The 22594-nt window shown below is 44.3% G+C and carries 25 protein-coding genes; 21 read left to right on the top strand and 4 right to left on the bottom strand.

Features of this window, described 5'->3' with window-relative positions; translation table 11 throughout:
- Window positions 1-6: 6 nt before the first annotated feature.
- Window positions 7-633 (top strand): PD-(D/E)XK nuclease family protein, encoded by a 627-nt coding sequence (locus N186_RS07505; protein ID WP_020963193.1) that lies wholly within the window; start codon window positions 7-9, stop codon window positions 631-633.
- Window positions 634-636: 3 nt separating this feature from the next.
- On the opposite strand, the gene N186_RS07510 is transcribed toward N186_RS07505, so the two are convergent.
- The gene (locus tag N186_RS07510; protein WP_020963194.1) at window positions 637-1320 is read right to left on the bottom strand and encodes a hypothetical protein; all 684 of its coding nucleotides are present in this window, start codon (window positions 1318-1320) and stop codon (window positions 637-639) included.
- Between the two features lie 544 nt (window positions 1321-1864).
- On the opposite strand from N186_RS07510, the gene N186_RS07515 reads away from it, so the two are divergent.
- The 3 genes from N186_RS07515 (at window position 1865) to N186_RS07525 (ending at window position 3250) form a co-directional block, all read left to right on the top strand.
- The gene (locus N186_RS07515) at window positions 1865-2470 is read left to right on the top strand and encodes a mechanosensitive ion channel domain-containing protein (protein WP_020963195.1); all 606 of its coding nucleotides are present in this window, start codon (window positions 1865-1867) and stop codon (window positions 2468-2470) included.
- Window positions 2471-2534: 64 nt separating this feature from the next.
- Window positions 2535-2927, top strand: a complete 393-nt coding sequence (locus N186_RS07520) for a HEPN domain-containing protein (protein ID WP_020963196.1) — start codon at window positions 2535-2537, stop codon at window positions 2925-2927.
- The gene (locus tag N186_RS07525) at window positions 2903-3250 is read left to right on the top strand and encodes a nucleotidyltransferase domain-containing protein (protein ID WP_020963197.1); all 348 of its coding nucleotides are present in this window, start codon (window positions 2903-2905) and stop codon (window positions 3248-3250) included. The genes N186_RS07520 and N186_RS07525 overlap by 25 nt, the downstream gene beginning before the upstream one ends.
- Window positions 3251-3374: 124 nt before the next feature.
- On the opposite strand, the gene N186_RS07530 is transcribed toward N186_RS07525, so the two are convergent.
- Both N186_RS07530 and N186_RS07535 read right to left on the bottom strand, forming a co-directional pair.
- The gene (locus N186_RS07530) at window positions 3375-5537 is read right to left on the bottom strand and encodes an alpha-amylase family protein (RefSeq protein WP_187147012.1); all 2163 of its coding nucleotides are present in this window, start codon (window positions 5535-5537) and stop codon (window positions 3375-3377) included.
- Complete coding sequence (locus N186_RS07535; protein ID WP_020963199.1) at window positions 5537-6598, bottom strand: TrmB family transcriptional regulator sugar-binding domain-containing protein; 1062 nt, start codon at window positions 6596-6598, stop codon at window positions 5537-5539. The genes N186_RS07530 and N186_RS07535 overlap by 1 nt, the downstream gene beginning before the upstream one ends.
- 161 nt (window positions 6599-6759) lie before the next feature.
- Here N186_RS07535 and N186_RS07540 point away from each other — a divergent pair, with 161 nt between their 5' ends.
- From N186_RS07540 to N186_RS07555, 4 genes are read left to right on the top strand one after another with little or no spacing between them, the layout of a single operon-like run.
- Window positions 6760-8100, top strand: coding sequence for an ABC transporter substrate-binding protein (locus N186_RS07540; RefSeq protein ID WP_020963200.1), 1341 nt, complete (start codon window positions 6760-6762; stop codon window positions 8098-8100).
- A gap of 26 nt (window positions 8101-8126) precedes the next feature.
- A complete protein-coding gene (locus N186_RS07545; protein WP_020963201.1) occupies window positions 8127-8966 on the top strand; it encodes a carbohydrate ABC transporter permease in 840 nt (279 codons plus the stop codon).
- Between the two features lies 1 nt (window position 8967).
- Window positions 8968-9777: a carbohydrate ABC transporter permease gene (locus N186_RS07550; RefSeq protein ID WP_020963202.1), complete on the top strand. Its 810-nt coding sequence runs from the start codon at window positions 8968-8970 to the stop codon at window positions 9775-9777.
- A gap of 2 nt (window positions 9778-9779) precedes the next feature.
- Window positions 9780-10844 carry an ABC transporter ATP-binding protein gene (locus N186_RS07555; RefSeq protein ID WP_052885697.1) on the top strand — a complete coding sequence of 355 codons (1065 nt, stop codon included), beginning with the start codon at window positions 9780-9782 and terminating at the stop codon, window positions 10842-10844.
- Window positions 10845-10891: 47 nt separating this feature from the next.
- Here N186_RS07555 and N186_RS07560 read toward each other — a convergent pair whose 3' ends face one another.
- Window positions 10892-11929: an AAA family ATPase gene (locus N186_RS07560; RefSeq protein WP_020963204.1), complete on the bottom strand. Its 1038-nt coding sequence runs from the start codon at window positions 11927-11929 to the stop codon at window positions 10892-10894.
- Window positions 11930-12088: 159 nt separating this feature from the next.
- Between N186_RS07560 and N186_RS09750 the strand changes: the two genes are divergently transcribed.
- The 13 genes from N186_RS09750 (at window position 12089) to N186_RS07615 (ending at window position 22592) form a co-directional block, all read left to right on the top strand.
- A complete protein-coding gene (locus N186_RS09750) occupies window positions 12089-12244 on the top strand; it encodes a hypothetical protein (RefSeq protein ID WP_020963205.1) in 156 nt (51 codons plus the stop codon).
- A gap of 33 nt (window positions 12245-12277) precedes the next feature.
- Complete coding sequence (locus N186_RS07565) at window positions 12278-12910, top strand: amidohydrolase family protein (protein ID WP_020963206.1); 633 nt, start codon at window positions 12278-12280, stop codon at window positions 12908-12910.
- 119 nt (window positions 12911-13029) lie between these two features.
- Complete coding sequence (locus tag N186_RS07570; protein ID WP_020963207.1) at window positions 13030-14352, top strand: ATP-binding protein; 1323 nt, start codon at window positions 13030-13032, stop codon at window positions 14350-14352.
- A gap of 79 nt (window positions 14353-14431) precedes the next feature.
- A complete protein-coding gene (locus N186_RS07575; protein WP_020963208.1) occupies window positions 14432-15709 on the top strand; it encodes a hypothetical protein in 1278 nt (425 codons plus the stop codon).
- A 217-nt stretch (window positions 15710-15926) separates the two neighbouring features.
- Window positions 15927-16769 carry a PD-(D/E)XK nuclease family protein gene (locus N186_RS07580; RefSeq protein WP_020963209.1) on the top strand — a complete coding sequence of 281 codons (843 nt, stop codon included), beginning with the start codon at window positions 15927-15929 and terminating at the stop codon, window positions 16767-16769.
- 94 nt (window positions 16770-16863) lie between these two features.
- The gene (locus N186_RS07585; protein ID WP_052885562.1) at window positions 16864-17748 is read left to right on the top strand and encodes an MBL fold metallo-hydrolase; all 885 of its coding nucleotides are present in this window, start codon (window positions 16864-16866) and stop codon (window positions 17746-17748) included.
- A 190-nt stretch (window positions 17749-17938) separates the two neighbouring features.
- The gene (locus N186_RS07590) at window positions 17939-18178 is read left to right on the top strand and encodes a type II toxin-antitoxin system HicB family antitoxin (protein WP_020963211.1); all 240 of its coding nucleotides are present in this window, start codon (window positions 17939-17941) and stop codon (window positions 18176-18178) included.
- Window positions 18150-18371 carry a type II toxin-antitoxin system HicA family toxin gene (locus N186_RS09540; RefSeq protein WP_020963212.1) on the top strand — a complete coding sequence of 74 codons (222 nt, stop codon included), beginning with the start codon at window positions 18150-18152 and terminating at the stop codon, window positions 18369-18371. The genes N186_RS07590 and N186_RS09540 overlap by 29 nt, the downstream gene beginning before the upstream one ends.
- 87 nt (window positions 18372-18458) lie before the next feature.
- Window positions 18459-19301: an MBL fold metallo-hydrolase gene (locus N186_RS07595; protein WP_240366733.1), complete on the top strand. Its 843-nt coding sequence runs from the start codon at window positions 18459-18461 to the stop codon at window positions 19299-19301.
- A gap of 99 nt (window positions 19302-19400) precedes the next feature.
- Window positions 19401-19700, top strand: coding sequence for a hypothetical protein (locus N186_RS07600; protein WP_020963214.1), 300 nt, complete (start codon window positions 19401-19403; stop codon window positions 19698-19700).
- A gap of 7 nt (window positions 19701-19707) precedes the next feature.
- A complete protein-coding gene (locus tag N186_RS07605) occupies window positions 19708-19989 on the top strand; it encodes a hypothetical protein (protein WP_020963215.1) in 282 nt (93 codons plus the stop codon).
- 222 nt (window positions 19990-20211) lie between these two features.
- Window positions 20212-21555, top strand: a complete 1344-nt coding sequence (locus N186_RS07610; RefSeq protein ID WP_020963216.1) for an ATP-binding protein — start codon at window positions 20212-20214, stop codon at window positions 21553-21555.
- A 209-nt stretch (window positions 21556-21764) separates the two neighbouring features.
- The gene (locus N186_RS07615) at window positions 21765-22592 is read left to right on the top strand and encodes a hypothetical protein (RefSeq protein WP_020963217.1); all 828 of its coding nucleotides are present in this window, start codon (window positions 21765-21767) and stop codon (window positions 22590-22592) included.
- Window positions 22593-22594 lie beyond the last annotated feature (2 nt).

The following is a 22594-nucleotide window of genomic DNA, read 5'->3' on the forward strand; positions in this document are numbered from 1 at the left end:
TTAATCATGGAAGGAGTAGACGTCGTCTACGAGCTGTATAATTTTCTCAGGGAGGAGAGGGAGAAGCACCAGAAAGAGCCTGGAACCGTATGGGTTACAGACCTCGTGTCCTGTAGCCTAAAGTCAAAGTACACGTCCCTGTATCCGGATTTGGTTGCCTCAGACGTCTTCAACCCGCCTACTATTGTGGGGACACTCATCCATAGGGGCCTAGAGGAGCTTCTCAAGAACATTTTCGAGACAAAACAGTTCAAGGTTGAAATAGAGCCAGAGACGAGCATGGAGCTGGAGCTACCTTCTGGCAAAGTGGTTTTGAAGGGTAGGGCAGACATTGTTCTCACTTCTCCACAGGGAGCAAGAATAGGGGTAGAAATAAAGTCGATGAGGGGAGACATGCCTACACCTCTCGAGCACCACGTGGACCAGGTCAAATTCTACAACTACATGTTCGGGCTCGAGAAAACTTTGCTGGTCTATGTCTCGCCCGACAGGGTTACACAGTACGAGGTAATCGAGAAGGCGAGCCAAGAAGAAATAGTGAAACGGCTCCTAGAGCCTGTTTCACCCCGCTATCCGTGGGAATGCAAGTACTGCCCCTTCAGCGTACTATGCCCAAACAAGTCTATTAAATAATGTTTAGGCTGTCTTTGAGGCGCGTCTCTGCCTATAGAGAAGAAAACCAGCCAGAAGCAAGCCCGCCAATGCCACAGCAACCACTAAGACCGTGCTGGGAAAAGACTCTCCCTCTGCCGGAAACACTGGGACATCCTCAAGGTTAAATGTGAGCGGCACAGTGCACGCCGAAAGCGGCCTATAGAGCCTGGTCTGGTTGAACGGCTTCCAGTACCCGTCCTCGTAGACAATACGCGTGTCCCAGCCCGCGTATCCAAGCCGGGCACACGAGACAATAGCCTCAATGTCTTCACGGCTAACGCCCCTCAGAACACCCATTTCGAGGAGCCTCTCAGCCTCTTTCTGTAGAACACGTCTAACCTCCGCTTCCGTAACGTTGTATAGAGCTTTTCCATTTACAAAGGGCACCTGAATCCTCATATAGCCATACTTGCCCCCCAGATACGTATCACCAAGGATAACAACGATCCTCGCGTCGTAGCCACTCCTATATGCAACCTCCTGACCGGAAAGCCTCACCGCGTATCCAGCCTCTACGAGCCTCGAATAGTCCAGGACGGCGCCCGGCTTGTTAAACACTATTTCTATAGCCGCAAGATCCTCCAGGGTTACACACGATGCACTAACAATTGGCAGGAGAATGAGTAATATAGAGATCGATACATACACTTCTTTATATCTCATCATGAACATTATTTAACACTGGGATTAAAAAGGTCTGCGACAGCATCTACGCTCTCAAGCCTAGCACCGTTCACAGTTTTTCGTCTATCAGAATGTTTATTTATTTCAGATTCTCATAAATAATCAGATAAATAGGTAGTGTAAGTACTGAGGTTCGGATCGGTAAAAGGCTGACTCTTGTTATACCCAGGAATGTAGCAGAAAAACCTGGCATAAAGGAAGGGGACAAAATAAAAATCACGGTCGTTGGAGACAAATTGGTGTTACAGCCTATCCGGGACGCTGTTTGGCTCTCGCTCTACGGGAAAAAGGTTGCAAAGGTTACATTAGAGGATCTTGAAGCTACAAGCATTGAGGAGCAGGATAAGTATGTTTAAGGTGCTAATTGATACGAGCCTTTTGCTCCCAGAACTTGGAGTATAGATCGAAGGGCGCAGCGCTCAAAACTACAATAAAACACGGTCACCTTCAGGTTTTCGCAAATGGTTGATACACAGGCTTAATTGAACTAAAAAATTTAAAAATGTCTTTAAACGAGCATTTTACTATGAGCAGCGAAAACATACCCCTAAACATTAGGAAAACAATACAAAGACTAGTACTATGGATACTCCTTTACATCGTTATAACTGCCCTCATATTGACAACCATCCCGTCACTTATACCCCAAGTCAAGCCTGTAATAGACGCCTATGCGACCTACATCTCTATCGGTCTCTCATTGTTCTTCGGCTACATGATAATTAAGGCCTTCTCGGATCTCGTCTACTGGATGCTCCGCGTAAAGCACCCACACTCAACAGCCGCAGCCGTCAGGAGCCTCTTCACCATATTGGGCATAGGCGCACTAGCGGCCGGCATAGCTGGAGGCACAGCTGGCGGTGCGGCTGGCGTTGCACTAGGAGGCTTCATAGGAATGGTCATTGGATTCGCTACACAACAAGTGCTCGGCCAGGCCATAGCCGGTCTCTTCGTTCTACTCGTGAGGCCAATAAGGATAGGCGACAAGGTTAACGTCGCAGGGGAGGCAGGCATCGTAGAGGACATCTCCACCCTATTCACTGTTATCAGGAAGGACGACAACAGCCTTGCCCTTATACCGAACAACATGCTGATAGGTTCGAAGATATACATACTTGAAAGAGCCAAATAGAAAATTTCTTGTTTGCATTTCTTTGCAGAAAACAATTTCAGTCACTCTTTTTAGTGGATTATATGTGGTTAGAAGAGGGGCTGAAGCATGGCTTAGACAGGCCGAAAGAGACCTGAGAAAAGCCATAAATGATTTACAAACACAGGACTGGGATTCTGCGGCTTTTTGGTCCCAGCAGTCTGCCGGGAAGGCTCTCAAGGCATTATTAATGAACTCGGGCATAGTGTACCGGGGACACGAGCTCCTCGAAATAGCGCATGTAATTAGAAGCGAGGTCGGTATAGACACATCTGTTATCGACAAAGATCTCAGAGAGCTGACTATACACTATACGGTAGCAAGATATCCGGACGCTGCGAATGCCCTGCCATATGAGCTATATGACGAGGAAAAAGCGAGAGACCTAGTTGAGAGGGCAAAAAAGGTGGTAGAATGGGTAAAGCAAAATCTGCACTAGCCTCCCAGCACGAAGCCCTAGAAAGAGCAAAAAGCTTTGTCGAAAAAGCAAAGGCCAGAGCTTCCTGTTTGGGGCTGACCCTTCTAGGGGCCTACCTTGTCGGTAGTAGGGCTAGAGGAGACTACCTCAGAGACAGCGACATAGACATAATCCTTGTCGTTAAAGGTCTAAAGAATCTTAATTTTCTCGAAAGGCTCCAGCTCTTCACTGATACACTTGAACCCTCCATAGACCTCAGGATCTACGACGCCGAAGAATGGGAATCCACCGAAAACACCTGGATAAACCAGCTAAAACAAGAAGCCATAAAAATCGACACTTAACGTGAAATCCTTCTCGCGTAGCAAGGTCTAGGGAAAACACAAATGTAATGCCTGAAAAATCGTGCAACATTGGACGGCTCAAGAAAAACCTTACAGGTATACACATTCGAAGTTATATAGCTTTTTATTTTAAGTCCAGAACAAGCAATTCGTACTCGTCTAAGCTAACTAAAATCTTTGAGGCATCATTCTCTCTTCTTATCTCATAGCTCTTTCCGCTAAGGGGGCTCCAAACCTTTGCTACTTCATAACCTCTAAGCTCTATAGAAACTTCTTGGGGTACTATTGAAGAGGGAGGCCAAACACTTTCAGCTGTTGAGTGCCACATCAATGGGTCATCTATGTTACCCCGCACAATGACCCTTTTATCAAATGTCAGGTTAACCAGGTGTACAATTAGTTGTCCACTCCTCTGATATGGCTCCATAAGGACAATCCCCCTAGAATTTAGCTTGATTGGTGGCATGCCGCCACTCCATAAAGTCGAGTTTAATATCATTTTTTCATAGCTTGGGAGTCCAAGTCTCCAGTAAAGCCTGCCCAGCTGTCCCGAATAATATACAACACGCCGACTCGGATTGGCAACGATAGCCGGGGCTCTAGTGAAGTTTCCAATTAAAGGCGGAGATCTACCATTCTCATACTCATATCCAAACTCACTCTGAGGCTCTGCAACATAGCCTATAACGATGTCGTCAATTGGCTCTACTAGAATATGCCAGCCACTAAAGGGCGATGTTCTTCTAGTCTGGAAAACTCTATCATAGTCGCCCCACAAAATGTTTTTCTCATTTATCCCGGTAGTAATCGCATGTTCGCGCTCTAGAATTACATAGCTCCAGGGATACTTTAGCAACCCCTTAAATGACACTCCCAGAATATCTTTGAGCTGGAACTCTTCCAGTAGGCTACCCTTCTCATCCATGAGTGATGTTGAGTACGTTGCTACAAGACCATTCCCCTCTCTAACGTAGCTCACAAGGTTTTTTGAACCCGCCTTAGAAAGGGAGGCGACGCTCCCAAGTAAAAGAACTTTATATTCAGAGAAAGAGCCTGTGTCCAGCTGATTGTCAGCTATGAAGTCAACAGGGTAGCCATTATAAAGTAAAGCATAGTAAAATCCTCTAGCATCATCCGTTACATACCTTGGATCATTACGTCCCCACCAGTCCCTACTCCTGTTAGAATAAACCACTCCAGCATACTTAACTCTCGTTACATCTTTCATAAATTCTTCCAGCTTCTCTACTTCTCCAAAAGTTTCTTTAACAGGCTCCTTAAAAGATGGTGATTGGATATACGTAGAGCTGAAAACTAAAACCATTGGCTCGCCGCCTGCGGCAAAAATCTCCCTGATTCCCTGTCTAAGAACCACAGGTGATGTAGAAGTCGTCGTTAAAGCCATATGAAAACTATTACGCGTAGACCAGACTCTTTTCCCACCGCTAAGGGCCTTGGTAAGCTTTACGATTTCATCCAGAAACCCTACAGGCTGATAGTCTGCCTCGGAGGCCTCCGCGAAGACGACGTCCAAATAATTCCTTGCCATCTCAACAATAGTGTTAGCCCTGCCTTTCCAACCAGCGGGATGACTATTATAGGCAAGAAGAGTTCCGGGATAATGCGTCTTTACGTTTTCCCATATTTTTTTGAGGGCGTCCACATTGACTTTGTATCTCCACAGGAAACTTTCACGGTAAGCCAGGCTATCCCAGTCATCTCTCTGTGGAAGTTCTCTACCCATCTCTTCTTTAAACTTTGTCTGACAATAGTTGCAGAAACATGCTTTCTCTAGGTCAGGCATATACCTAAATGAATCAAGAAAAACTCCATCAACATCGTACTTTAAAACTTCCACTGCCTCTCTTACAACATAGTCGAGAAATGGGCTATTTAGGCACATTAGGGGCCATCTTAGAGGAGGATTTTTCTCTAAGCTAGGGTTGGTATCCATGTGAATAACTTCCCCTTTAAGGTTTCTCTGAACCCACTCAGGGTTCTGACTATACAACTCGGGATTTGTTGTGTGACCAATCATTACAATAACTTTGATTCCATCTTTTTTTGCTTCTTGTATAACCTCCCTCAAGAAATCTCTTTTTTCCAGTTTTGATGTTTTTCTCAGGACGTCACTGTCAAAATATGCTCTCCCCCAAGCATCCCTCGCAAAGAGAACAATAGTGTCACTGTGTAGCTCTCTTGCTAAATTCACTACATCAGAACCGGTAATTTTATCAAGATAAATGAGATCTTTGTCTTCAAAATTGAATTGTAGGATACGAGCCATTAACATGCACCTCTTACCTCAACCCTGCTAGCGGCAATATCCTCAATTATTGCGTCTTGAGCGCCTATTGTTACGGTATTGCCATTTACCTTTATCGTGAGCTGTGCAATTCCTCTACTATCCTCAAACAACGTATTCACAAGCTCACCCTCAACCATGCAGTCCTCACCTGTTCGCACATATCTCCCATAAACAAGGACACGCAACCTACACTTCTTCTGTAAAAGTTTTTGCGCCTCGTAAAGCGCAAGCCTAAATATTGTAAAACTCGTCGGTAGCTTTATATTTTCATCACGGATTATTTCGCTTCTGATCCATCTAAAAAAGAAGTCTTGTTCCAGATAATCGATTATAACAGGGTCCTCTATGATAAGCCCATAGTTAGGCTTTTCTAAGAGACTTCTTCGTCTCTGGGACAGCACAGCTACACGTGAATCAGAAATAACTACTAAATCTCCAGACACATATTTCCTAATTTTTCTAAGTTTCGGCAGTTTTGAATAGTCTATGTTGATCCCGGGAACCTCGTACAACAGAACATATGTATTTACGCCCTCTTTTTCCTTTAATTCAATAGTCTCATTTAAATACTTTACAAATTCAAAGTCACCACATACAATAAGATCAACTGTTGCATTGTGTGCTGCTTCTTCAGCTCTTGCAAGGAATGTTCTCCAATTTTTCAAAGTATATACATTTGGTTCCTCGGATGCAAGTTTTTGTTTTCTTGGCGCTGTGGCCTTAAGTCTTTCAAGTATTCTAGCCCGAAGTGACTCCGTTTTTTCTATGTAAAGTTTTTCAAGTACACTGGGCGAAACCGCCCTATAGACGACAGGTCGACTACTACTTGCCTCTATAAGCCCTTTAGAGACAAGTTCCTTGATATAATAGTAAAGCTGTGAAGTTTTTGCCTCCATTTTTTCTGTCAGTTCGCTTAGTGTGAGAGGTCCTTCTTGCAAGAGCTTAAGGTAGACTTCACATCCGAATTTACTTATGCCTAGCAACGAAAATACTTCGGCAACCTCTTCTTCACATTTTATTTCCCCTATGCTTTCAGTCATGGCAACCGCTCAAATATTTTAGCTCTGAAATTATTTATAAATTTTTTTATGAAATATTTCTAAAATAATGCAGTTTAAAGAAAATAGATGAATCGACAATATAAGTCAACCCGAAAAAAATATAAATATCTTTTTTCAATGATTAACTTGGCGAAAAATACATGAACGAAATTATGAAAAACAATTCGGCGATAATGGTTGTAGCGATACTTCTCGTTGCTGTCATTATTGGAGCACTCGCATACTATCTTCTTAGACCTCCAGCTTCTCAGCCGGTTCCGGAAAAACGTCCATTTACAAAAATTATCTTCGCATCAACACAGCTTTCACAACCACAAGAACAGTCCTTTACAATAGGTCTTCTCTCAGCACTACTTAACGAGAAAAACATACAGGCTGTATTTGTACCCCTTGGTTATTCAGACATGGTTTCCAAATTAAAGGCAGAAGTCTCATCAGGCTCTGTTTCAGTAAGCCTTATAGGAGGATTGTCAACAGAAATAGATTATTTTGCAAGCCAAGGCTGGCTGGAAGATCTTTCTAGATATGGAACCTTGCCTGGAAGAACCTTTACCAGTTCTGTCATGAACGTTGTAGAGCAACAGAAGAAACAGTATGGCATACAAACATTTGTACCATGGATGACAGCAACCTTTGTTATTGTAGTCAACAACAAGACCTTTGACTACTTGCCTGCAGGGCTTACTAAGGAAGACGTAATTAAGGGAACCGATAAATGGACGTGGGACGCGTTAGTAGCTTGGGCAAAAAACATATACGAGAAAACAGGTGAAAAAAGGGTAGGATTACCCGCTGGTTCTGGCGGCTTGTTACACAGGCTTATCCATGGATATCTTTACGTATCATACACAGGTTATCAAGCCAGAAAATTTAACTCACCTGAAGCTGTAGCTATGTGGAACAAGTTAAAGGAACTTTGGAACTACTGTCACCCAGAAAGCACAACATGGTCTGCCATGGCAGACCCACTTTTAAAGGGCGACGTGTGGATTGCATGGGATCATACAGCAAGAATAATCTCTGCCATTAAAACAAAGCCAGATGATTTTACTGTTGTCCCCGTTCCAAGGGGACCCGCTGGTAGAGGCTATATCCTTGTGTTGGCTGGACTAGCTATACCAAAAGGTGCACCAAATCCAGAAGCGGCATGGGAGGTTATAGAATTCTTGACTAGACCAGAGAATCAAGCAAGGATAGCCGAAAATGTTGGCTTCTTCCCAGTAGTTAAAGAAGCTACTCCCACAATAGTGGATCCCGGAGTGAAAAAAGTAGCAGAAGGTGTCAGTACTCAGATGTCTGTAGCCGACGGCATACCCGTAGCCATACCTAGTCTTGGAGCTAAAGCAGGTGATTTTGTGGCAATGTACCGCACAGCATTTGAAAGAATAGTGCTGAAAGGGGAGGATGCGTCGACTGTACTTTCACAACTTGATCCTCAACTTCAGGCAATCTTCCGCGATCTAAACATTCAAGCTCCCTAGACTATAATCTCTCTAGGGTTGAAAGCATGGAACAAAAAATACGTATTTTTTTTCCTTATTTCCTAATTTTACCAACACTTATCTATGAAGTCTTCATTAGCGCATATCCCATAGCTTATGCTATTGGAATGGCATTTTCAGGCAATCCTCCCGCTTTAGTCCAATTATTCCAAGACTTTGAGAGATTCAAGGAAGTAATTTTTTACACTATTCTGATTATAGTTACTGTTATTCCCTTACAACTCATAATCGCAATATTTGCATCGATATTTTTCTTGAACCGTTTTAGGGGCAGGGAACTCGTGCTTTACTTTTTTATTCTTCCTGTGGCTATCAGCGAAGTAGCTGGGGCGCTTTTCTGGTATACAATGTTTTCCTCTAGCGGTTTACTAAACAAACTCTTAATATGGCTAGGTGTGATGCATAATCCAGTATACTTCTTTGGATACGAATTTAGGGACAGGACACTCTTAGTTATAGTTTTAGAAGAGGTGTGGAGGGCAACAGCAATTGTCTTTACTATTATATATGCTGGCATACAAATGATTAATAGGGAATACTTTGAGGCAGCAGATGTATTCGGCTTTAACTTTTGGCAGAAACTTAGATACATAACGGTGCCTTTGCTCAAACCATCAATTCAAACAGCACTTATCATCAGGACGCTCTTTGCATTTCAAATTGTGGGGCCTATTCTCATCCTTGGAGGAGAGTATATAAGAGTGATGGCTACAGAGGTCGTGTACTGGTATTCTCAAAGAATGGATCCATACATCGCTAGTGCATGGGCTGTTCTCGTTGGCGTTGTAACTTTTGTACTTAGCATTCTCTATATAAGGATGTTTAGGGCAGGTGAGGGGGCATAATATGAGGAAAGTTTTGGTATATCTTATCGCGTTTCTCATTTCTCTCTGGATTTTAACCCCAATAATCTACACAGTCTTGGCATCATTCGCTGATATATTAGACTATTACCAGCATTTGATTCCCCAGAAATACACGCTAAAGTATTATGAAGAGTACTGGAGACTTGGCGTTGGCGACGCGCTTGTCAGAAGCATAGAGATAGGTGTCTTAACGGTTCTGTTAAGCTTCCTCATAGGAATACCAGCTGGCTACGCTATAGGAAGACTAAAATTTAGAGGAAGGAACTCTATTCAGCTAACTATCCTCTTCTTTAGAGTTTTACCAATTGTTGTAATGGCAGTCCCCCTGGCAGTGGTTTTCTTGAAAATCGGGTTGTATGATACAATATTTGGGGTAACGCTCGCACATACAGCAATTGCACTTCCATTTGTCGTTCTCATAACCTCAAGCATCTTTGCAGGTGTTCCCAGGGATCTAGAAGAAGCAGGCACAGTGTTTGGTCTTAGTTCTTTACAAATATTCACAAAGATAACTCTTCCATTAGTTGCTCCCGGACTAGCAGCTGCCGGAATGTTTGCGTTCCTCATTTCCTGGAACGAGGTTGTAGCTTCAACGATCCTTACATATCTAAACAGAACTCTTCCAGCAGCTGTTTTAGCTCCCTACGTTATGGGTATGGGTGCTGCAGGTCAGTTGCCAGACCCCTACAGGTTTGCTGCGGCAACCATTATGATAATCCCTGCATTTTTATTCATGGCATATATTAGGAAATATTTGACAGCTATGTGGGGTTCTGCAGGGGTGAGATAGACATGGTAAGTGTCGAACTACAGAATATTGTCAAAAAGTATAGAAATGTTACAGCTGTAGACAATGTATCCTTTAAAGTAGATCACGGTGAATTTTTTGTCCTGTTAGGTCCATCTGGATGCGGCAAGACAACTACGCTGAGAATAATAGCTGGTCTCGAAACTCCTGATAGCGGCAGAGTCTTATTTGACGGGAGAGACGTCACCAATGTGCCAGCTAAAAACAGGAACATTGGAATGGTCTTTCAAAGCTATGCAGTTTGGCCTCATATGAAGGTCTACGATAATATTGCTCTCCCGCTTCAGATAAAGAAACTGTCAAGAGAAGAAATAGAAAAAAGAGTAAAGGCTGCCGCACAAATGGTTAATATTGCGCATTTACTTGATAGGTATCCCTTCCAGCTCTCTGGAGGTGAGAAGCAGAGAGTCGCTGTAGCTAGAGCTTTGGCCTTCGAGCCAAATATTTTGTTAATGGATGAGCCTTTAAGCAACCTCGATGCATTATTGAGAGTCCAGGCTAGGGCTGAACTAGTTAAACTACAGAAAGAGCTCAAGATAACAACTATCTATGTTACCCACGACCAAACTGAAGCCATGGTATTAGCAGACCGTGTTGCAGTAATGAATAAAGGCAGAATAATGCAGATAGGAACGCCTGACGAAATCTACAATAGACCAGTGAATAGATTTGTGGCACACTTTATAGGCACGCCTCCTATAAACTTCTTTGCTGGAACAGTAGAGGAAGGCTATATCAATGCGGGTTTCCTAGTTATACCATTCAAAAATATACCCCCAGGGCTTGTTGGAAAAAAGGTAACAATAGGTATAAGACCCAATGATATCTCGATCTCTCCCATTGAACAAAGCATACCTGTGAAGGGAAAACTAGTTGTTGCAGAAAATCTAGGTAGCGAATTTATTCTACACGTTGCTATCGGAGATGTTGTCCTAAGAGTTTTGTCAAAGAATAAACCAGCAAAGGAGGAGGTAACTCTATATGTAGATAAAACAAAGCTACATATATTTAGTGAAGAAGAAACCAGAATAAACATTCTCCCAGCATAAAATATTTTTTCTTGGGTCTTATAGCTAGGCGGTCTTTAATTATGTCCTCATTGTAGGAGCTTGCATGCTTCACGGTAGATTGGGTCTAGGAATTCATAGTTCTTTATTATGCTCATGTCTTCGAGGCTTCTCAATATGTTGCTTAAAACGCTGCTTGAAATCGTTGTGCCCTCTTTTTCTTCTAGGTATTCTTTAACCTGGCTCCATGTCTTTCTGCCCTCTGCTATTGCCCTGAGGACTAGCCCATATCTTCTGGGGTTGTCCCGGGTCATGTTTCTCAGCTCTTCTAGCGCAGTTCTTACGGCAATGGACTTTATCTTTTCGATGTCTGCTTCGCCCCTCGCGTAGGCGTTGCCGAAGAATGTTAGCCAGCCTGGTATCCCGTCGAAGTGTTCATAGGCCACTTCGAGGACTTCCTCACTTACCCTTAGGTTTAGCTGGGCAAAACCTTTTCTCAGAAAGTCTATAGACTGCTCCCTGCTGAGCCTCTCAAGCTTTACCTCGACATAGTATCTTCCATAAAGCGGAGACCTTGAGTCCTCTATACCAATAAAATCGTATAGCAACCCCACTTCTGAGCCAGTAAGAATAAAGGAAATATTCTTGTCATAGTCATAGGCGTGTGCAATAGCATCCTTAAGCTCTGATGACCTCGGTCCCCTCAGCCTCTGTGCCTCATCAATAGCAATGACAATCTTTTTCTTGTTTAGCCGGTCAAACAGCTCTACTAGGCTCAGAGAGTCGCTCCCCCTCCAAGAAACCTCGACCTCGACCCCCATAACTCTTAACCCACGGATACCCATGAGCAAGTCTTTGATTTTGTCAAGGGAGCCGCTGAGCCCTTGAGCTATAAGCCGAAACAAATCGCTCCTGCTGTAGTTCCTCCTCAGCGACCTCGCATCTATGAGTACATAGGGAATATCCAGCTCGCTGAGTGCAACTCTGAGCACAGAAGTCTTTCCTATACGCCTTATACCTGTAAGCAAGATTAAGGGTCTCCCTATACTTCTCTTTAATTCTTCTATCTCTTTTTCCCTATCGTATAGGTCTTCTCTTCTCTCCTTCGGCCTCTCATCAAACAGCAACTTCTACCCCAGAACATAACTTCTGCCCCAGAATATATACTTAACCTTAATCCATTACTCGGGACAAAAACTAGTCATAAATTACCGCTAAAAGTTAAACAGAAAAGTCAAACTAGAAAAGTAAAGTAAACCATAAAAGCATGTATGAATTAATGTATTATGCAGGAATTTTCAAGAGTAATTGATTTTCATGTTCACCCACCTCTTGATGCTGAAGATAAGGGCGTCAGTGCAAAGAGCATCGCTGAGGAGCTACTTGACTTAATGGACAAGAGTGGGGTCTCGAAGGCAGTCATACTGCCAATAGCCCCATAGATTTCCAACAACTACATATACAAGATAGTCGAAGTGGAGCCGAGAAGGCTAGTAGGCTTTGCATCGGTTGTTCCCAACCCCGCGGATAAGGCGGTGAAGGAGCTAGAGAGGGCTGTCTCGGACTTGGGCTTGAGGGGGCTTAAGCTTCATCCAGGCATGCAGGGCTTCTGCCTAAGGAGCACGCACGTCTGGAAGGTTCTGAGGAGAGCGGGCGAGCTAGGAATACCGGTAATCTTGCACGCCCTATGGATGGATGAATCAAGCCTTTACTTCAAGAGTCCATACAAGCCTTGGGAAAACCCCCTAGAAGACTACGCCCTCCTACCTTACATTGCACCTGAGACAAGATTGATCTACGCACACATGGGAGGCCTCCTCCACTTTAAAGAAGTCTTCAACATTGCTACGCACAGGAACGTATACCTAGATACGTCGTACAGCATTATCACTATTGCTCGTGAGGTGGGTCTCGAAAGGCTAGCTCATTACATCAAGTTGCTTGGAGCAGAGAAGATCCTGTTTGGAAGCGACTTGGTTCCAGGCCTAACCCCCGAAGATTTAGGGCCTAAAAAGCAGATCGAGCTTATCAATAGACTCCCCCTAAGCCAAGAGGAAAAAGAAAAAATACTATTTAAAAATGCCCTACAGCTAATGGGAACTTCCTGAAAAGCTATTGTGCTCGGTTAATAGTCACGAACCTTGCTACGTTAGGGAAGAAATAAAAAGGAAGCTTGGGATTTTCAATACCAAGACTTTAAATATTTCTTGGGATTCTAAATACCAAGATGGAATCACTGAATCCATGGTGGAAGGGCAAAGAGGCTTTCGAAGAAGACGAGGACTACAAAAAGTGGAGGCAAAGCAGTGTAAGATGGGTGCCCCAGCTATTAGAAGAAATTGAGCTAGAGGCTCCTGCTCTTCATTTCCTTTTTGGTCCACGACAAGTCGGCAAGACGACACTTTTGAAGCTTCTTATTGGAAAACTTCTTCAAGTAGTTGATAATCCCAGGGCAATTTTCTACTACAGATGTGACTTGCTCGCCGACTACAAGGAACTCAATAGTGTGCTCATGGAATACTTGAAAATAAAAAGGAACGAGGTTCTCCGGGTCTCGTTTATTTTTCTAGACGAGGTTACCTTCCCGAGGGAGTGGTATAGAGCAATCAAATACATGGTTGACAGGGGCTATCTTCAAAACGATATAGTGGTTCTCACGGGCTCTCTAAGCATGTATGCGAAAAGAGAAGTAGAAACATTCCCAGGTAGGAGGGGTCGAGGCAGGGACTACGTTTTATACCCGTTAAGCTTCAGGGAATACATAAAGGTTTCAAGGCCAGACCTATACGGAAAACTCGAGGAAATCAGAGACTTTAGCCCGAAAGAAATACGCGAGAAGTGCTTGAAGCTCATCCCTTGGAGGGAAGAACTAAACAAACTGTTTGAAACATACCTAGTAACTGGAGGCTTCCCACTGGCAGTGAAGACCTACCTAGAGAATAGAAGCATAAGCAGAGAGGTGAAGGAGACTTATCTTTCAGCATTTCTCTACGACCTGGCAAAACTAAGGAGAAACGAGGCAATAGCCAAAAGAGTCATAAAAGCCATAATCGAGAAGCTACCCTCTCCGGTGAGTCTCAACAGCATAGCAAAAGAGTTCGAAATAAGGTCACACAAAACAGTTTTCCAATACTTAGACCTCTTCGAGAAACTATTCATCGCCAAGAACCTCTACTTCGTGGACCCCGACAAGGCTGTTGAGGTATTCTACAAGGAGAGAAAAGTACATCTCACGGACCCATTCCTCTACGAGGTCTTCTCGGAGTGGTGCCACGTCCAAAAGCCCGACGAGTCAAAAATAGTGGAAAGCGTGGTAGCAACACATCTAGCCAGAAGGTTCAGGGTAGGCTACTGGAGAAACAGAACAGAGATTGATGTGATCCTCCCCGACCTTTCACTGGGATTCGAGATTAAATGGGCCGAAAAAACAAAATTATACCCCAAGAGCATAGGAAAAATCAAAAACATAGTCTACCTCACAAAAGAAGAATTCTCAGACGAGCCACTTGCAGTCCCCACAAGCGTGTTCCTGAGCTGTCTAAAATTATAGATTCTTGCCTGGAGCAGTTGGACTCAACTGGATATGTTAAGTTTTAATAACAGCCCCTATACCAAGCCCAGAGAGCCAAATGAAGAAGCCAGTCAAGATAGCCATCGCTACAATCCTTGTTATATCCCTAACAATCCTTGCAGGTCTCTCAGAAGCCAAGAAGCCCGAGTCACAGATCCCAAGGCTTGAGGCACTAAACATCACGGTTTACCCCCAGTGGCTAAAGCTTAGACAAACCCAGGCAAACATGTCAAGCTTCAGCTTCACCTTCGAGAGCACAGCTACTGAACCAATGAGCCTCCAAAACGTCACAGTCCTCCTCTCTTCTCCGCAGGGCATCAAAGTGGAAAACATCTCCCTTATTCTGGGAATTAATGGCACCCGACTGGTGCTCCCAGCTGTTTTCTCAGAGAGAAATCACACCATCATCCTGATGGCTAGCGGGATAAACCTAACGGTTCCAGCCAGAAAACAAATCGAAATAAAGATAGCATACATCCCCGAAGTCGATGCATCAGTACTCACAAGCAAAACAGCCAACATGACATGTACACTCCTACTCGACGGCTACAAGCTAACAAACACCATTAACCTGTGGACAAACGCGTCTCTAAAGACGGTGGCCAAAGGCCAGGGAACACAAATAAACATCTATACAAATGTCACGCTAACCGGAAACAATTCTCTCATACTCAGAGCTACAACAGAAAACCCCCTAGCCCTCTGCATAACAGGAGCAGACATACTTGTAGCCACTAATCCTGCAAGCAAGGACTTTTCCCTGACACAAGACGGCAACTGCCTCAAAATAACTGGCGCAGGCAGGCTACCACAGACAATCAATGTCCAAGCCCAACTAAAAGTCCAGAAACAAGACTCACCGATAGCTACGATAAGCATGCAACTAAAGGTGGGAAACAGAACAATAACAGTGAAACAAACAACAACAGAGGCCGGCAAGATATTATCTATACGTAAACCCTACATTATACCATACATCCTCACACTAACCACGCCAGAACCAATCAACGGGACCCTCACACTCATAATAGGAGAAACAACGAGACAAACAAGGCTCACAATGGGAAAAGCCACCCTAATACTCCCAGAAGCCTTCTGGCCAATACTGACCCCAATACCAATACAAGCAACAGAAATAACGCTTGACGGCTCCCAGACAACCTTCTACGCTGTCCAGGACCAGCCAGAAACAATAATCCCCGGAATAGCAACCTTAGCACTGGTTGCCATAATTGCTCTTGCCACGGGATTTATCTTGTATAGAGAAAGGAAAAGAAACAAGAAGAAAAATCCTCCACCAATCACTGAATTTATAGAAGAGATAGAGATAAGCTAGACATATGGGTAGGAATAATAACAATGTTATCATTAATAAAAACAAAGTTATTACATGAAATCTCTTTTTAAAATATAAGAATAACAAACTTATTATCAATAATAACATTGTTATAACAAAAAATCTACAGTTCAAAAGCCGCAAAACTTGGCACATAGGACACACATGCTTACATCAACTTTAAAAGGATAGTTCACCCACAAAAATTAGGAGTGAGATGCTGTCAAAAGAAGAAAAACTCAGATTTCTCAACACACTGCGAGAAGACGAAGAATTTAGACTAGCGGTAGCTGGGCTCCTCGGCTTAAACACTATACTCGAAGAGCTGAAAAAGCTCCGGCAAGACTTCCAAGCCCACTTAGAACTAGAAGAAAAAAGATGGGAAGAAAACAGAAAACGATGGGAGGAGAACAATAAAAGATGGGAAGAGAACGACAAGAAATGGGAGCAAGTTTTCAAAAAACTCGAAGAACACAGCAAGATACTAGAGCAACACAGCGAAATCCTAGAGCAACATAGCAAAATACTTGAAGAGCAAAGAAAGCTCTTAGAAGAGCATAGGAAAGTCCTGGAGGAACACACAAAGATTCTACAGCAACACAGCAAAATGCTGGAGGAGCACTCTCGGCAAATCCAAGAGCAAGGTAAATCACTAGCAGAGCTCAAAGTTGTTATAGGCTCCATGGGGAGAAGGTGGGGTTCAGACCTAGAACGCACAGTGCTAGAGATCTATAGGCAAGCACTCGAGACAAAGGGAATCAAGCCTGAAAACGTAGCCAAATTTACCTATGAAGACGTCGAGGGCAAATATTACCGGAGAGGCGCAAAAATAGAGGTAGACATCTATATGCACAACGACACAACCATACTCATAGAGGTCAAATCGAGGGCGGAGCTAGAAGACGTCGAATGGTTCCTCGACAAGGCAGGAATAGTGGAGAAGATCATCGGCAGAAAAGCAGACAAGCTCATCATCGTCGCTGTAAACATAGACAAGGACGCATATGAGAGGGCCCAAGCCCTAGGCATAGACGTAGTCGCTGGTGCAGTAATCGAGTAGGTCCCGGGAAGGTTTTCCCACAGCCTATAGAAGTGTTTAAAAGTAATTGTCTTGCTGTGCAACAAATATATAGAACCTTTATGAGTGAGTTTATGTGCCTAGACCACGATTGCTCGAGCTCCACCTGACGGTTCTCGTGGACGATTATTCCGGCATGACAAGGCTACTTGCAGAGCACGGCCTAAGCATCCATGTCAAAGCAGTCTACGACAATGGGGAAACATATAGGCTCCTCTTTGACACTGGCCAGACAGGAGAAGTATTGCTCAGGAATGCACAGGGGCTAAAAATACTGCTCGAAGACATCGATGCAGTTGTCCTCTCTCATAGGCACTACGACCACGCCGGCGGCTTGCCCCAAATACTAGACAAGATCAAAGCCAAGCCTCTAGTCGCACACCCAGACGTCGTAAAGCCCAGCTACTCCTCGCGAGAAGGCTTCATGCGCTTCAACCTGGCCCTCACTAGCACCCAGTGGGAAAAAATAATCACCAGCCTAGAGCCAGTCCTAACCAGGAAGCCCCTCGAGCTAGCTCCAGACATATGGTTCCTAGGAGAAATACCCAGGACCAGCGACAACTCCTACGCAACCAGGGGGTTCTATACACAGGAAGCCGGGGAAGTAGTCCCAGACAAGCTACTGGACGACACGGGCATAGCCATAAAGCTCCAAGACACGGCAATAGTAATAGCTGGATGCAGCCACTCAGGAATAGCGAACATAGCCCGACAAGCAAAACAACTAACAGGAGCACAGCAAATAGCCATAATAGGCGGACTGCACACGGGCCAAGCCACAGACCAAGAACTAGAGACAATAACAAGGGAACTCGCCTCGCTCAATACCACCGAAGTCCACGCAGGCCACTGCACAGGGCTCAGAGGAGAAATAGCCCTCCACAACCAATGGAAACAATCGCTGCACAGGATCCACAGCGGCTACACAGCCATCTTTAAGCTACAAGAGAGAGAAAAATAAAACCAGACCCCTTTACATACCAAAAATGCCCTTCGAGACAACTTCTGAAGATGCACGGTATTAACTTAAATCTCCAGAGCAAATCCCCCAGAAGCTTTATTTTGATATGTTTCCACGTCTCAGAGAAAAGGTAGCCCATTCGCCTTGCTAAGTTTAAAATACTACTTTTTGTTAAAAGTAATTGAGAAGTTTGAGGTTCAGCGTAGTTATTGAAAAAGACGAGGATGGTTACTATGTCGCCTACGTCCCAGAGCTACCCGGCTGTCACACGCAGGCTAAAACCCTAGACGAGCTCCTGGAAAGGGTCAAGGAAGCCATCGAACTTTATCTTGAAGTTGAGGGGTCATCTGTGGAAATGGGAAGAGAACTCGTCAGCATACAGTTCATTGAGGTCGGTGTTAGTGAGCTTAAGACCCGTTCCAGCCGATAAGGTCATAAAGGTTCTTATGAAAGTAGGCTTTAAACCAGTAAGGCAAAAAGGGGGCCACATTATTCTTAAACATGAGGACGGAAGAGTAACCGTAATACTTGTCCATAAAGGCGAGGAGATCGGTAGAGGCTTACTCACTCGGATTATTAAAGAAGCAGGTCTAACAAGGGAAGAGTTGCTCAAATTATTTTAGGAAACCTAAACCTATAAAAATATACATGCCAACATCTCTTGAGACATCGTCCAAAACTATTTATACATGACAAAGTTACTTTACTATGTGTATAAATGGATTTTTCCCATTGCAATTCTTATTGTATGCATAGGTGTCTTTGGAGCCCTACTCTACATGCTGGGAAGAGCCTCCAATGTTCCCGAAAAACATGCTGGCAACGAGTCTCGGGAGTATGCCGGGTATGTGCGCCTAGTTGTCCTCGTAGATAACAATCCCTACAAGGAAGGCCTAGAGACGGCGTGGGGCCTCGCAGTCTATCTCGAGACCGGTCAGACCAAGCTGCTCTTCGACACGGGGCCGGACCCCGGCGTACTCGAGAGAAACGCCGAGAAGCTAGGAATAGACCTAAGCAAGATAGACTTCATAGTTATCAGCCACCCGCACGGGGACCATACAGGGGGCCTGAAGCTCCTTTCTTCTATTAAGCCCGGGCTCCGAGTATATATACCGCCAGACCGAAGCCTCAAAAACTATGTCCAAAGCCTCGGCCTAGAGCCCATACAGGTAAACAGCACTGTCGAGGTGGCGAAGGGGGTATTCGTCGTCGAGCCCCTTTATGGACCACCCGTCGAGGAGGCGCTCGCCGTCAAGACCAGCAAGGGACTAGCCATACTGGTCGGCTGCAGCCACCCCGGGGTTGTGAACCTCGTTAACCAGGCAGTTAGAGACCTAGGCATGAAGCCATACCTCGTGCTCGGGGGATTCCACATGTTCGGGGCACCTCTCCAGGATATTAAAGAAGTCGCTTCACGACTAGTGGAAATTGGGGCCGAGAAGATCTACCCTATACACTGTAGCGGCGACACAATCAGGAACTACCTCGCAAACAGCTACAAGGACAAATACGGCGACGGGGGAGCAGGGCTAGAAATCGATATACAAGGATAGCTCGACATAAAACCAGCTTCAAAGGTATGAATCCTTGGATTTAACAGGATTAAATAGTTAGTTTCGTTATATATTGGGAAGATATAACCAGGAGAGAATATGCATGATCTAAGAGTTTCTAGGAGATTTGTAAGCCATGTTATAAAAAGACACAAGGATTGGATAGAAATGTTAGGGCTAGAGACAGGGGAGGAAATTACTAATTTTATAAGGCAAGTCCTTAAGAACCCTGACAAAATTTATAAAGATAAAATCAGAGACGACGTCACATATCTTCTTAAAAGGCTAGATTCATACTTTCTTTGCGTAGTTGTTGTTGGAAAAATTGCTGTAACAGCATACCTTATAAGCCAAGAAAAATATGATAAATATAGGAAAAATAGATGGGTGGAGAGGTGAATAGAAAATGGGAATAGCTTCTCTCTTAGAGCTTGATTTGAAAAAAATACTAGACCTCATTGAGAGGAAGTACAACATTAAATTGCCAAAGAAGGTTATAGAGGTCTACCTAGACGACACCCATGACCTGCTATTTGTAAGGTTCAAAGAGCCCCAAGGAATAGAGGCCGGCGAACCCCTCCCAACAAGGACCATAGCAACGATATTTATCGAAGAGAAAACAGGCGAAATAACCGCCCTCGAAATAGTAGGATTAAGCGACCTACTAGAAGAGCTAGCAATGGCATAGCTTTTTTCTCCTCAGAGTCAGCACACGAGGTTTTCAAGATACTACAAAATACTAACCTAAAACCTTACTTTTTGGGTGCCTACCCTGCCATATTTCCTTTTTCCCCGGAGCTCACATTTAACCCAGGTATATTCCCTCAAAAACCATCGGTCTCATGTTATGGGACATCCAAAATGAAATGAAAAAATTTATAGTCTAGACTATAATAGTTTTAACTATATTATGAAACATCTAATTGACAGGAGGGAAGAGCTTAAGGCCCTTGATGAGTGGTATAACAAGGGAAGAGTAGCCCTTATATTTGGAAGGAGGCGAGTCGGAAAAACCAGGCTCGTCCTAGAGTTCATAAAGAATAAGAGAGCTGTCTATCTCCTAGCCGCGGATTCGACCCTCGAATACAACCTTGCAAAGTTTTCCGAGGAATTGTCAGAGAGATTCAGCGTTCCAGGCTTGAGGTTCAGAGACTTCGAGGAGCTTTTCCGCTTCATCGAGGGCAGAAGCGACGTAGACATAGTAGTCATAGACGAGTTCGGGTACCTAGTAAAGGCGGGGGCTCTTCCACAGTTCCAACGCATCGTGGACATCATCCTTGACACAAAGAAACTAGTATTGACTGGCTCAACAATCTCAGCTATTGAGTCTAAACTCCTGGGATACAGGAGCCCACTCTATGGACGCCTAGACCTCGTAAAAAAGATCCAGCCACTCCGCTTCCACCACTTGTTCGAATGGTTCCCCGGCGCAACCTTTGACGGGGCAATAGCTGTCTACGGGGCCACGGGCGGGGTTCCACGCTACCTTGAATTCTTCTCGAAGTGTACAGGAGACGAAGTCGAAAAAGTAATGCTTAACCCCGACATATTGCCCTTCCGCGACGCGAAGCTCATAATAGAGGAGGAACTGCCCGAGCCGCACCGCTATTTCCAGATACTCGAGGCCATTGCAGGCGGCAGGACAAGGCTAAGCGAGATCTCACACGTTACAGGCATAGAGCCACACAAGCTACCATACTACCTAGGCGTCCTCAGGGACCTCGGCTACGTCTACTACGAAAAGCCCCTGCTCGAGGGCAAACGCGGCACATACAGGGTCAAGGAGCCTTATTTCGCCTTCTGGCTCAGGTTCATATACCCGTTCTACGAGGAGATAGAGTCGGGACTAAAGACACACGCCGAAACATATTTCCGGAAAAACTTCAACACGTACCTAGGCCAAGTCTTCGAACAAGTCGCAGGAGAACTAGTCCTCCAAAAAATCAAACACACGAGGGCAGGCCGGTGGTGGAAGGGAGACACAGAGATAGACCTCATAGCAATAGACGAGGAAACAGCCAAAGCCTACTTCATAGAATTCAAATACAGCTCCGACGTAGACCCAGAAACCGAGCTAGACAAGCTCAAAAAGAAGACAACACTATTCGGCTGGAAAAAAGACACAAGGAAAGAAGAATACATACTCGTCGCAAAATCATTCAAGAGACAGTCAAGCCAAGCCACAACAATAGACCAACAAAAACTCCACAAAATAGCACTAGAAACCCTAAACAACGAGAGAGAAAAATATTAACAAGCACCCGCTCGGCCTTATAAAGAGCACTTTAGGTTGGTCTCTAAAGAAACAATTAGCACACGCTATTAAATAGTAGAAGATATACAAAAGATGATGTTGTTTTACTTCTCGGGAAAAAATGTGGCAAGCTCCCAAGGAATAGATCTGGAACTGACCACCTTAAATATATATCAGAGTGATGATTATAGAAAATAGAGAGTGGTCAAATGATGGAGCTAAGCGAGCTCAAAACAAAGATACTAGCCCTGCTCAAAACAGACGAAGAATTCCGCTACGCAGTAGCAGGCATGATTGGCTACGACGAGATACTAAAAAGACTCCAGAAACACGACGAGAAGTTTGAAGAAATAGTCTCTATACTTAATAGGCACGAGGAGATACTTGCAAGACACGAAGAGAAATTCAAAGAAATACTGGCACAGCTCAAAGAAATCCGGGAATCCCAAAGCAGGCTAGAAAACCGCGTTAACTCTTTAGACAACCGTGTAGACTCTCTAGAAAAAGGCGTAAACTCCTTAGATAAACGTGTGGATTCTCTAGAGAAACGGATAGACTCTTTGGAGAAAAGTGTAAACTCCTTAGAGAAAAAAGTCGACTCTTTAGATAAACGTGTAGGCTCCTTAGAGGAACGCGTCGATTCATTGGCAAGCGCGATGATAGCAGGCTTCGCCGAGCTAAGCAAGTTCGCAGGCATAACCTTTGAAGAATTCGTAAGAAAATTCCTAACAGCAAGCCTCCAAAAGTCAGGCCAGATACCCCAGGGATTAGAGCTCACAAGAAAAGTCATAGACAGCGAAGAAATAGACATCTTCCTAGAAGACCCCCTCATAGTTGGCGAAGTAACAGCACACGCAGATACACCCCAGGAAGCCGACAAGCTCCTCAAAAAAGCAGAACTAGCAAAAACAAGGTACGCAAAGGAGCCCAAAAAAATACTAGTAATCCTCACAGCCAAAAGAGACGTAGCCCAAGAAATACAGAGAAAAGCAAAAGAGAAAAACATAGAACTAATAATAGGAAGAATAATAGACTAGCC

It is taken from the genome of Thermofilum adornatum (assembly GCF_000446015.1).
GTDB lineage: Archaea > Thermoproteota > Thermoprotei > Thermofilales > Thermofilaceae > Thermofilum > Thermofilum adornatum.

Bases quoted from the DNA above. Each gene is read 5' to 3' on its own strand.
- N186_RS07505 (WP_020963193.1), top strand. From the start codon at position 7: ATGGAAGGAGTAGACGTCGTCTACGAGCTGTATAATTTTCTCAGGGAG.
- N186_RS07510 (WP_020963194.1), bottom strand. From the start codon at position 1,320: ATGATGAGATATAAAGAAGTGTATGTATCGATCTCTATATTACTCATT.
- N186_RS07515 (WP_020963195.1), top strand. From the start codon at position 1,865: ATGAGCAGCGAAAACATACCCCTAAACATTAGGAAAACAATACAAAGA.
- N186_RS07525 (WP_020963197.1), top strand. From the start codon at position 2,903: ATGGGTAAAGCAAAATCTGCACTAGCCTCCCAGCACGAAGCCCTAGAA.
- N186_RS07530 (WP_187147012.1), bottom strand. From the start codon at position 5,537: ATGGCTCGTATCCTACAATTCAATTTTGAAGACAAAGATCTCATTTAT.
- N186_RS07535 (WP_020963199.1), bottom strand. From the start codon at position 6,598: ATGACTGAAAGCATAGGGGAAATAAAATGTGAAGAAGAGGTTGCCGAA.
- N186_RS07540 (WP_020963200.1), top strand. From the start codon at position 6,760: ATGAACGAAATTATGAAAAACAATTCGGCGATAATGGTTGTAGCGATA.
- N186_RS07545 (WP_020963201.1), top strand. From the start codon at position 8,127: ATGGAACAAAAAATACGTATTTTTTTTCCTTATTTCCTAATTTTACCA.
- N186_RS07550 (WP_020963202.1), top strand. From the start codon at position 8,968: ATGAGGAAAGTTTTGGTATATCTTATCGCGTTTCTCATTTCTCTCTGG.
- N186_RS07555 (WP_052885697.1), top strand. From the start codon at position 9,780: ATGGTAAGTGTCGAACTACAGAATATTGTCAAAAAGTATAGAAATGTT.
- N186_RS09750 (WP_020963205.1), top strand. From the start codon at position 12,089: ATGCAGGAATTTTCAAGAGTAATTGATTTTCATGTTCACCCACCTCTT.
- N186_RS07570 (WP_020963207.1), top strand. From the start codon at position 13,030: ATGGAATCACTGAATCCATGGTGGAAGGGCAAAGAGGCTTTCGAAGAA.
- N186_RS07575 (WP_020963208.1), top strand. From the start codon at position 14,432: ATGAAGAAGCCAGTCAAGATAGCCATCGCTACAATCCTTGTTATATCC.
- N186_RS07580 (WP_020963209.1), top strand. From the start codon at position 15,927: ATGCTGTCAAAAGAAGAAAAACTCAGATTTCTCAACACACTGCGAGAA.
- N186_RS07600 (WP_020963214.1), top strand. From the start codon at position 19,401: ATGCATGATCTAAGAGTTTCTAGGAGATTTGTAAGCCATGTTATAAAA.
- N186_RS07605 (WP_020963215.1), top strand. From the start codon at position 19,708: ATGGGAATAGCTTCTCTCTTAGAGCTTGATTTGAAAAAAATACTAGAC.
- N186_RS07610 (WP_020963216.1), top strand. From the start codon at position 20,212: ATGAAACATCTAATTGACAGGAGGGAAGAGCTTAAGGCCCTTGATGAG.
- N186_RS07615 (WP_020963217.1), top strand. From the start codon at position 21,765: ATGATGGAGCTAAGCGAGCTCAAAACAAAGATACTAGCCCTGCTCAAA.